The sequence below is a fragment of the Poseidonibacter sp. genome, assembly GCF_041821165.1.
Lineage (GTDB): Bacteria > Campylobacterota > Campylobacteria > Campylobacterales > Arcobacteraceae > Poseidonibacter.
Genome location: NZ_JBGUES010000062.1, coordinates 1 through 11,581, shown reverse-complemented (window position 1 = coordinate 11,581; position 11,581 = coordinate 1). Strand labels below are relative to the sequence as shown.

General features: G+C 29.9%; 9 protein-coding genes. 5 read left to right on the top strand and 4 right to left on the bottom strand.

Annotated elements, in window-relative coordinates; translation table 11 throughout:
- The 4 genes from ACERKK_RS06605 to ACERKK_RS06590 all read right to left on the bottom strand — a co-directional run.
- Positions 1-601: cupin domain-containing protein (locus ACERKK_RS06605; protein ID WP_373772297.1), on the bottom strand; the 601-nt coding region annotated here is incomplete at its 3' end.
- A 224-nt stretch (positions 602-825) separates the two neighbouring features.
- Positions 826-2,106, bottom strand: coding sequence for a TRAP transporter large permease (locus ACERKK_RS06600; protein ID WP_373772296.1), 1,281 nt, complete (start codon positions 2,104-2,106; stop codon positions 826-828).
- The gene (locus tag ACERKK_RS06595; protein ID WP_373772295.1) at positions 2,103-2,720 is read right to left on the bottom strand and encodes a TRAP transporter small permease; all 618 of its coding nucleotides are present in this window, start codon (positions 2,718-2,720) and stop codon (positions 2,103-2,105) included. The genes ACERKK_RS06600 and ACERKK_RS06595 overlap by 4 nt, the downstream gene beginning before the upstream one ends.
- A 2-nt stretch (positions 2,721-2,722) precedes the next feature.
- The gene (locus tag ACERKK_RS06590; protein WP_373772294.1) at positions 2,723-3,718 is read right to left on the bottom strand and encodes a TRAP transporter substrate-binding protein; all 996 of its coding nucleotides are present in this window, start codon (positions 3,716-3,718) and stop codon (positions 2,723-2,725) included.
- Positions 3,719-4,102: 384 nt separating this feature from the next.
- Here ACERKK_RS06590 and gltB point away from each other — a divergent pair, with 384 nt between their 5' ends.
- From gltB to ACERKK_RS06565, 5 genes are all read left to right on the top strand, one after another.
- Positions 4,103-8,539 carry a glutamate synthase large subunit gene (gene gltB, locus ACERKK_RS06585; RefSeq protein WP_373772293.1) on the top strand — a complete coding sequence of 1,479 codons (4,437 nt, stop codon included), beginning with the start codon at positions 4,103-4,105 and terminating at the stop codon, positions 8,537-8,539.
- A 1-nt stretch (position 8,540) separates the two neighbouring features.
- Positions 8,541-9,914, top strand: a complete 1,374-nt coding sequence (locus ACERKK_RS06580) for a glutamate synthase subunit beta (protein ID WP_373772292.1) — start codon at positions 8,541-8,543, stop codon at positions 9,912-9,914.
- A complete protein-coding gene (locus tag ACERKK_RS06575) occupies positions 9,915-10,673 on the top strand; it encodes an inositol monophosphatase family protein (protein WP_373772291.1) in 759 nt (252 codons plus the stop codon).
- A 36-nt stretch (positions 10,674-10,709) separates the two neighbouring features.
- Positions 10,710-10,964, top strand: a complete 255-nt coding sequence (locus ACERKK_RS06570) for a YfhL family 4Fe-4S dicluster ferredoxin (protein WP_373772290.1) — start codon at positions 10,710-10,712, stop codon at positions 10,962-10,964.
- A partial coding sequence (locus ACERKK_RS06565) for a Ppx/GppA phosphatase family protein (RefSeq protein WP_373772289.1) occupies positions 10,964-11,581 on the top strand: 618 nt, incomplete at its 3' end. The genes ACERKK_RS06570 and ACERKK_RS06565, both read left to right, overlap by 1 nt.

Sequence of the window (11,581 nt, the reverse complement as noted above, 5' to 3'; positions counted from 1 at the left end):
CAGTCTTAACAAAAATGATAGTTTCTTCTTCTACATAGGGAAAATGAGCACTTAAATGTGGACTTCTTATCCAAGAACCTTTTGGATATTGTCCATGCTCATCCATAAATATACCTGTTAAAACAAAAATCTCTTCTCCACCAAAGTGTTTATGTGGAATAAATTTTTCATCTTTAGGCCATTTTACAAGTGCAGTTTGAATATCAAGAGGCATTACTTCTAAATTTCCTTGTCCTTTTAGCCATTGTGAAGTTTTTGTATTGACAATGATTTTTTGCTCATTTGTAAAATGATTTGTTTTTCTAAAAATCACACAAGTAGTATCTGTTTTTACCAATGATTCATTTTCCTCACTAAGTTTTAGATATGTTCCTTCCCTAAACTCTCCATATTGATTAATATATGTACCCTCAAGAACAAATATTTCAACACTATTTATTTTAGAATTTTGATTTAATATAGAATTCTCATTTAATTTAATAAGTGAAGTCTCTTCATTATCTTTACATGATAATACTTTTTTTAAAACATTTTTTGAATTTTCTTGCCATTGCATATTAGCAGTATTTATTAATGCTCGTTTTTCATAATTTGAATTCATTTTTTTACCTATAATAGTTTATATTTTTATCTAAGGCATATTCTAATCTTTATTTCCTTTTAAATTTGTTTATTGAAAAAGTTTAGTAAGTAATAAGTAATTTGGAAATAAGATAAGAAGGTAGAAATAAGATATATAATTTTAGTTATTTGAAGTTATGTAACATTAATAAAATAGGCGAGATGCCTATTTTATAATGCTTTGAAGCTTTAATTTGCTTCTTTTTATCCATACATTAGATTTGGTAACCAAAGTGCAATTTCTGGCACATAAGTTACAAGTATTAGACCTGCTAATATAGTCATTGTCCATGGGAACGCTGCTACAATAACATCTTTGATACTCATTCCTGTAAGTCCTGAAGTAACAAATAAGTTCAGACCAACTGGTGGAGATACCATTCCTAATTCCATATTGATTGTAATTACAATACCAAAGTGAATAGGGTCAATTCCAAGTGCAACTGCAACTGGAAGTAATAATGGAACCATAATCATAATAATCGCAGATGGTTCCATAAATGAACCAGCTAAAATTAGAAGAATATTAACCATTAATAAGAACATATATTTATCTACATTTGCTTCAATTAATGTTTCTGTAATTCCTTGTGGAATATTTTCAATTGTAAGAAAATGAGCAAATAACATTGCATTTGCAATAATAAACATAATCATTGCTGTTGTTTTTGCTGAATCTAAAGCTGTTGTAAAGAATTCAGCTAATTTAATATCTTTGTATACAAATACAGAGATGAAAAATGCCCAAATTGCTGCAACGGCTGCTGCTTCTGTTGGAGTAAAGATACCACCGTAAATACCACCAATAACAATAACAATTGTCATAAGACCCCAAGATGCGTCTTTCATCTTTTTAAGTCTTTCTTTAAATGGTGCTGGCTGTGTTCTTTTAAATCCAAGTCTTACTGCACCAATATATGTAACAACCATCATCATAATACCAAGCATAATTCCAGGAACAACACCTGCCATAAATAGTCTCCCAATTGAAACTTCAGCAGTAACACCATATACGATTAATACAATTGAAGGTGGAATTAAAATACCTAAAGAACCTGCTGTTGCAATTGTTCCAACTGCATATTTCTTAGGATAACCAGCTTGCATAATTGCACCAAACATAATAGAACCAATAGCAACAACTGTTGCTGGTGATGAACCTGATACGGCTGCAAAGATAATTGATGCAAAAATTGCCGAAATTGGAAGACCACCTGGAAGATGTCCAACAATTGATTTAGCAAACTCAATAATTCTTGTAGCTGCACTTCCTTTTGATAAAAGGTTACCTGCTAAGATAAACATAGGAATTGCCATTAATGAATAATGTTCAATTTTTTCAAACATCATTGCAGAAATTTCAATTGCTGAAATATCAGTAAATAACATTAAAGTTGTAAATGTTGCAGCACCTAAACAAATTGCAATTGGTGCTCCAAGAATAACAAGGAAGAAGAATATACCAAATAATACTGCTACACTCATAGCATACCTCCTGTTTTCTTTTCTACATCTTTAACCATATCATTTAACTCTTTTACATGTTTATTACTGTTATCATCTGCTTTCGCACCTAATTCAGCAAGTACCATTTCTGCTTCACTTTCTGGAACAACTTGATCAGCTGGAGTTTTAATTATATGAACAATTTTTTCTCCTACTCTATAAGCTGCAAAAGCAAATGAAACTGGAATTACTAAATATATAACCCACATAGGCATATCCCATAAATCAATCGATCTTTCATCCATATCATGAACTAAAAGAAGATATTCATATCCAAAATATGAAACTGCACTTAAAAATATTATTGTAACTGTATGTGAAATCAATAACATTGGTTTCGCAATTTTTGCTGGAACAATATCTAATACAATTGTTACTGCTATATGAGCATCTTTTTTGAAACAGTATGCTGCTGCAAAAAAGGCACTCCATAGAAATAAGAATATTGTAAGTTCTGTTGCCCAAACTAGAGATGCATCAAATACATATCTAGCAATAACATTAACAAATGCAACAGCAACACCGGCTGTTATACCGATTACTGCTATTGATTGATTTATAAAACCTATAGTTTTACTAATTAAATTAAACATGACTATTTTGTCGCTATTGTTTTCTCAATTAAATCTTTTCCGATTTTTTTATCAGAATAGAACTCAGGGTAAATTTTACTAACTGATTTTCTCCATGCTTCTTTTTGAGCATCAGTTAAAGTATAAATTTCTAATTTTCCAGTTTTTGCAGCATACTCTTTAATTAATTCTAATTGAGAATCATTTAATTCTTTAGCATACTCTCTTTCTTTTTCAGTTGCTTCATTCATAGCTTGAGTAACATTTTTTTGTAAATCAGCTGGTAATGATTTCCAGAATTTTTTAGACATTACTACTAAGTAACCTAAGTAACCGTGATCTGAAATTGATAAATATTTTTGAACTTCATGGAATTTTTTAGTATAGATGTTTGAAATTGGGTTTTCAGCTGCATCAATTACACCTTGTTGTAAACCTGAATATACTTCAGAGAAAGGCATCATTTGTGGATTTGCACCAACTGCATGGAATTGTGCTTCAAGAACTTTTGAAGACATAATTCTAAATTTTTGACCTGCTGCATCTTCAGGGTTTAATAAAGGTTTTTGATTTGATGTAAGTTGTTTAAATCCATTATCCCAGAAGTTTAAAGCTACAATACCTTTTGCAGTAACCATACCTTTTAGTTTTTGACCAACTTCACCATCTTGAACTCTATGTAAGTGATCTAAATCTTTAAAAATAAATGGTAAATCAAATAATGCTAATTGAGGTACAATTTTTCCAAATTTTGAAAATGACGGTGCTGCCATTTGAACAGAGTTTAATCTTAATGCTTTTAATACTGCATTATCTTTATATAATTGAGATGAAGGATAAACTTGAACGTCAATCTTTCCACCTGATAACTCTTCTAATCTTTTTTCAAAAAAGTCTGCTGCTTTACCTTTTGGTGTGTTTGGACTTACAACGTGTGAAAATTTCAACGTGTAATCTGCTGCCATACTTGATGTTGCTACAACTGCTGCTGCAACAGTTCCTACTAATAATTTTTTCATAAATTCTCTCCTTAATTTTTGACATTTAAAAATTATAGTCTAAAGTTATGTATCTATTATGTAGATTTTTAAAAATTTAAAAAGTTCTTTTTACATACAAAAGTCATACTATATATACAAAAAAATTGTATATTTTTCAGTTATCTTTTATAGTCCAAAAAATTGCATAAAGTTACTTTAAATGTTCATATAAGTTTCATAAAAATTACTTTTTGAAAGTGCTGTGATATCGGTAACTACGTTTATCAAGGAAATTTGCATATTATTGAATAATTTACAATATTTAATAGAATTGGAACTTGGATTTTAACCATGTTTTAAACAAATTTAAAGTATATTCCCACTTTACTAAGGAATATAATAAGATTAATAAAAAGGAAAAAGATGGGTTCTAACTTAGACTTACTAACTTCTTTTAAAGACAATTGTGGTTTTGGTCTCGTGGCTGACATGAAGAATAAACAAAGTCATAAAAATTTAGAAGATGCGATAACTTCATTAGAAAGAATGATGCACAGAGGTGCAGTAGCTGCAGATGGTAAAACTGGAGATGGTTCAGGTTTACTATTATCTATACCAGATTATTTTATGAGAAAAGTAGCTACAAAAGAAGGTATTGATTTACCTGAAGCTTATGGAATAGCTATGATTTTTGCTAAAGATTTAGCAGATATCGATACTTTTAAAGAACATTGTGAAAATAATGATTTAAAAGTTGTATTAACAAGAACTGTACCTGTTGATACTGATGCTTTAGGACAACAAGCATTAGAAAGCTTACCTAATATTATCCAAGTATTTGTAGTACCAAATACTTTAATGTCATCAAAGAGATTTGATGCAATGCTATACTTAACTAGAAAAGAGTGTGAGCATAAGTTAATTGATAAAAAAGATTTTTATATTCCTACTTTTTCATCTACTGTAATTGCGTATAAGGGACTTGTAATGCCTACGCATATTAAGAATTTCTATCTTGACTTAAAAGATGAAGATTTTAAAATTTCATTCTCATTATTTCATCAAAGATTTTCAACAAACACTTTACCTCAATGGAAATTAGCACAACCTTTTAGAGCAATTGCTCATAATGGTGAAATTAACTCTGTTGAAGCAAATAGATTTAATGTTGAAATTAAATCAGAACAATTAAAATCAGAAGTATTTTCTGATGAAGAAATAGCTAGATTATTACCTATTTTACAAACAGGTTCTTCAGATTCTGCTTCATTAGATAATATGTTTGAATTTATGTTAGCAAATGGTGTTGACTTCTTTAAAGCTGCACGTTCATTAGTTCCTGCACCTTGGCAAAATGCACCTCATATGGATGCTGATTTAAGAGCATTTTATGAATATACTGCAACTGCAATGGAAGCATGGGATGGTCCTGCTGCTGTTTCTTTAACAGATGGTAGACATATTGGATGTTTAATTGATAGAAACGGTTTAAGACCTTCTAAATACATTATTACAAAAGATCACAAATTATACATTACTTCTGAATATGGAACATTATCTTTAGATGAAGAAAATATCTTAGAAAGAGGAAGATTACAATCAGGACAAATGATTGCACTTGACCTAAAACATGGAAAGATATTAAAAGAAGATGATATTAATAATTATTTAAAATCATCTCAATACTATTCTAAATGGTTAAACGAAGATATGGATTATCTTCAAGAATATATTGAAGATTCATTCTTAAATGTATCTGATTATAAATTATCTGATTTAGAAAATAAACAAAAATATTTTAATATTACATATGAAGTAATTGATCAAATGATTGAGCCTATGGCAGAAGAGGGTAAAGAACCAGTTGGTTCTATGGGTGATGATACACCAATGTCATGTTTCTCAACTGTTAATAGAAACTTTACAGATTTCTTTAGACAAAAATTTGCACAAGTTACAAATCCTCCAATTGATCCATATAGAGAAAAAGTTGTAATGTCTTTAGAGACTGGATTTGGACAAATTCATAATATTTTAGATGAAAAACCTGAATATGCAAAAAGATTAAAAGTTGCAAGTCCAATTTTAATGAAAGAAAAATATGATGTTTTATATTCATTTGGTGATGAAAATTCTCCAAGATTTGATGAATATTACAAAAATAGAAAATTTAGTACTACATTTAAAACAGATTTAAAAGCATCTTTAAAACAATTATCTTCTTATGTATTAAAAGCAGTAAAAGATGATAATGTTTCTGTAGTTATTTTAGATGACAGAGATATTAATAAAAATGCTAAATTAATTCCAATTGCAATGGCTGTTGGTTATATTAATCAAGAATTATTAAGAGCGGGTATTAGACATACAGTATCTATTGTTTGTGTATCTGGAGAAGTTTATGATCCGCATATGGCTGCTGTTTTAATTGCATTTGGTGCAACTGCAATTTATCCATATATGATGTATGCTTCAACTGTTGCATTATATCAAAGAAAAGAAATTTCAAAATATGAGCTTCAAAGAGTTCTTAAAAATACTCAAAAAGCTTTAAATGCTGGTTTATTAAAAATCATGTCAAAAATGGGTATTTGTACAATTGCTTCTTATAGAAACTCTGGATTATTTGATATTATTGGATTATCTGATGAAATAACAAATGACTGTTTTGAAGGTGCTCATACAGACCTTGCAGGTTTAGGTTATGAAGATATTGAAGAAAGAATTGAAAAATCTCATATGAACGCTTTTTATGATGATAATCATATGTTCCCTCTTGATTTAGGTGGATTCTACAAATATTCTAATGGTGGTGAATACCATGATTATGGTCCAGCTACAACAAGAGCTATGCATAATAAAAATGCTAGTAAAAAAGAAGATATTACTGATTTTGATGGATTAAGAAAACTTGTAGAAACAAGAAATAAAAGATTTATTAGAGACTTCTTTGAGTTTAATTCTGATAGAAAAGCTATTGATGTATCTGAAGTTGAATCAATTGAAGATATCTTTAAAAGATTTGCATCTGCTGCAATGTCTTGTGGTTCTATTTCTCCTGAAGCTCATGAAGCTGTTGCTGAAGCTATGAATACTATTGGTGGTTCTTCAAACTCAGGTGAGGGTGGAGAAGATCCAAAAAGATTTGGAACAATTAGAAATTCTAAAATTAAGCAAGTTGCATCAGGTAGATTTGGTGTTACTCCTGGATATTTAAGATCAGCAGAAGAGTTACAAATTAAAGTTGCTCAAGGTGCAAAACCAGGTGAAGGTGGACAGTTACCAGGTCATAAAGTAACTCCTTTAATTGCTTCACTTAGACATACAGTTGCTGGTGTTACATTAATTTCACCACCACCACATCATGATATTTATTCTATTGAAGATTTAGCACAATTAATTTTTGATTTAAAACAAGTTAATCCAAAAGCTAAAATTACAGTTAAGTTAGTATCTTCAATTGGTGTTGGAACAATTGCAGCAGGTGTTGCAAAAGCATATGCTGATAAAATTATTATCTCAGGTGGAGATGGTGGTACAGGTGCTGCTCCATTAACATCTATTAAACATGCTGGTAATGCTTGGGAAATGGGACTTTCAGAAGCTCATAATGCATTAAAAGCAAATCATTTAAGAGAGTTTGTTCATGTTCAAACAGATGGTGGATTAAAAACTGGTTTAGATGTTGTTAAAGCTGCAATGTTAGGTGCTGAATCTTATGCATTTGGTACAGCTGCTCTTACATTACTTGGATGTAAAATTTTAAGAATTTGTCATACAAATAAATGTTCAGTTGGAGTTGCTACACAAGATGAAACTTTAAGAGATCACTTTACAGGTACAGTTGAAAGACTTATTTCATACTTTACATTTATTGCTCAAGATGTTAGAAATATTCTTGCATCATTAGGATATACAAGAATTGAAGATATCGTTGGTAGAAGTGATTTATTAAAAGTAATTGATGATAAATTTGCACAAAAATTTGATTTCCAAAATATTCTAAGAAGAATTGATGGAATTGATACTTGTCAAAAAGAATCAAATGATCCATTTGATGATAATAAATTTGAAAAAGAGTTATTAAAAAAAGTTCATAGAACAATTGAAAATCCAAATTCTCCTGTAAAAGTTAATGCAGAAATTTCTAACTTAAATAGATCATTTGGTGCATTAATTTCTGGTGAAGTTGCAAGATTCTATGGAGATACTGGATTACCAGAAAACTCTATTAATATTAATTTAAAAGGAATCGCTGGTCAATCATTTGGAGCATTCTTATCAAATGGTATGAACTTATTCTTAGATGGTGCTGCTAATGATTATGTTGGTAAAGGAATGAATGGTGGTAAAATCATCATTAACCCAATGCACCAAGGTCAAGAGTTTGCAGGTGCAGGTAATACTTGTTTATACGGAGCAACTGGTGGAAAGCTTTATGTTAGAGCAACAGCTGGTGAAAGATTTGCTGTAAGAAACTCAGGATGTATTTCTGTTGTTGAAGGTACTGGTGATAATGCTTGTGAATATATGACAGGTGGAATTGTAGTAATTCTTGGAAATACTGGTATTAACTTTGGTGCTGGTATGACTGGTGGATTAGGATTTATTTATGATCCAGAAAAATCTTTTGTAGATAAAATGAATCAAGAATTAGTTGAAGCTGTAAGAATTGATACAGATGATACTGAGAGAGAAAGATTATATTTAAAAAGATTATTATTAGATTATGTTCATGAAACAGAAAGTGAAATGGCAGAATCAATTTTAGAAAACTTCAGAGCACAAATTAGAAACTTCTGGATGGTAAAACCTAAAAATATGACAGTGTTACCATTAGATCCGGATAAGGGAGATTAGAATGTTAAACTTTACAAAATTTGAAAGAATTAATCCTGAAAAAAGAGATGTTCTTTTACGATTAAAAGACTTCAATGAAGTATATAAAGTGTTTGGAACTCAAAGAGCTGAAGAACAAGCTGATAGATGTATGCAGTGTGGTGATCCATACTGTCATACAGGTTGTCCACTAGGAAACTTTATTCCTGCATGGTTAAAACAAACAGCAACTAAGAATCCAGATTTAGCTTTTGCTTTATCAAATGAAACATCACCTTTCCCTGAGATTTTAGGAAGAATTTGTCCTCAAGATGTACTTTGTGAAGGTGCTTGTTCTTTAAATACAGGACATGGTGCAATTTCTATTGGTGCTATTGAAACTCATATTTCAGAAGAAGCATTTGCAAGAGGAATGAAACCTAAGTTTAGCGAGCATAAAAAAGATCAAAAAATCGCAGTTATTGGTTCAGGACCTTCTGGAATCTCAGCAGCTACTTTTCTTTTAAGAAAAGGTTACAATGTTGAAATGTTTGAAAGAGCTGATAGAGCTGGTGGATTATTAATGTATGGAATCCCTGGATTTAAACTTGATAAAACTACTGTTGATAGAAGAATTAACTGGTTATTAGAAGCTGGTATGACATTACACTTAAATTGCGAAATTGGAAAAGATAGAGATATTAAAGAACTTGAATCTGAGTTTGATGCTATTTATCTTGGAATTGGAGCAACTGCTGGAAGATTTGCAGGAATTGAAGGTGAAAAAGATGCTTCTAATGTTCATTTAGCAATGGAATTATTAACAGGAATTCAAAAAAGAAATCTTGGTAAAAATGTTGATTTTATTGATGTAAAAGATAAAAATGTAGTTGTTATTGGTGGTGGAGATACTGCTATGGACTGTGTTAGAACATCAGTAAGAGAAAAAGCTAAATCTGTTAAATGTTTATACAGAAGAGATGAAGCTAATATGCCAGGAAGTAAAAAAGAAGTTGTAAATGCAAAAGAAGAGGGTGTTGAATATGTATTTAACGTAAGTCCAAAATCTATTGTAGTTGAAAATGGTATTGCAACAGGAATTGAATTATTAACTACATCTATGAGTGAGCCTGATGAGTCAGGAAGACAAAAAGTTGTTATTAATGAAGGAAGTGAATATATTGAAGATGCTGATATTATTATCATGGCTTTAGGATTCTCTCCAGAAGTTCCAACATTCTTAAAAGATTTAAATGTTGATACAAACTCTTGGGGTGGTATTGAAACTTCAAACTACAAAACTTCAAATAAAAAAGTTTATGCAGGTGGAGATTGTCAAAGAGGTGCACACTTAGCTGTAACTGCCGCTGTTGATGGTAGAGAAGCTGCAAGAACTATTATTAAAAACTTTTCATAAATGAAAACTATTACAGAACTCTATAAAAAATCTTTTATAGAGGCTGTAATTGCTGCTAATAAAGAACTTTATACCTATATTAATACAAATCTTAGTAAAAATGATTTAGAGCCTTCTAACACTATTGGGTGTGGTGGTGATAATAGTTTAAATATTGATTTAATTGCTGAAAATATATTTATTAAATATCTAAAAAAGTTTGGAAATATTTATTCAGAAGAGTGTGGAAAACTAAGTAATGATAAAGAGTTTTTAATCATTATTGACCCAATTGATGGAAGTGATAATATTGCATCGAACCTTCCTTATTATGGTACTTCTGTTGCTTTAAAATTAGATAATATTACTATTGCTGGATTTATTTGTAATTTAGTAACTGCACAGTTAAAATATAAAGCATTTACAAATGAAATTATTAATATTTCATTAGTGGATAATTCTTTAAAAAATGAAGTTTTTAGTACAAAGTCATCAATTGGTATATTTGAAAGAGCTTATGCTTATCCAAAAATTTGCCAAGATTTTTATGAAAATAAAATAAAATATAGATCTCCAGGTGCTGTTGCTTTATCTTTAAGTAGTGCAAAAAACTATAATTTTGTATTAATTATAGGTGCTATTAGGGAGTTTGATATTGCAGCAGCTTTGCATATAAGTAGTGGTTTATTTACACAGCATACAGATAAATTTTTACTTATATCAAAAAATGAACGTAATTTTTCTTTAATTAAAGAAATACTAAAGGAAAATTCGTTATAACTCCACATAAATAATTTATACTTAGGAAGAACTTATATGTCTTTAATTATTACAGATGAATGTATCGCTTGTGATGCGTGTAGAGAAGAATGTCCAAATGAGGCTATTGAAGAGGGTGATCCAATATATATGATTGATTCAGATAGATGTACTGAATGTGTTGGTCATTATGAAGAGCCGTCATGTATTGAAGTTTGTCCTGTTGATTGTATTATTATCGATCCAGATAATCAAGAAACAATGGAAGAGTTAAAATTCAAAGCTAAACAGCTTATGGAAGAAGAAAATTAATGGCTAAAATTACAACTATTATAGATATTGGGTCAAACTCAATGCGAATGGTTGTGCTACAGAAGAGTAGTCGATTTGCATTTAACTTAATTAACGAAACGAAAAGTAAAGTTAAGATTTCAGAAGGATGTTATGAAAATAACGGAAATCTTCAAGAAATCCCAATGCAAAGAGCCTACGAATCTTTAAAATCTTTTTTAAATATATCAAAATCACTAAAATCAAGAAAAATAATTTGTGTTGCAACATCTGCACTTAGAGATGCTCCAAATGCAAAAGAGTTTATATCAAAAATACAAAAAGATTTAGGTCTTAGTATTAAAGTAATTAATGGTGAAACAGAAGCTTATTATGGTGGAGTTGCTGCATTAAACTTAGTTGATAAAAATAGTTTTGTTACTATTGATATTGGTGGTGGTTCTACTGAGTTTTGTTTTGTTAAAGATGGAAATATTGAAAAATCAATGTCTTTAAATATTGGAACAGTGAGAATCAAAGAGTTATATTTTAATAAAAATGATATTGATGGTGCAAGAAACTATATCTTAGATAATTTAAAAAAGATTTTTGAACAAAATATTGAAATTCCTGATACTGCTATTGGTATTGGTGGAAGT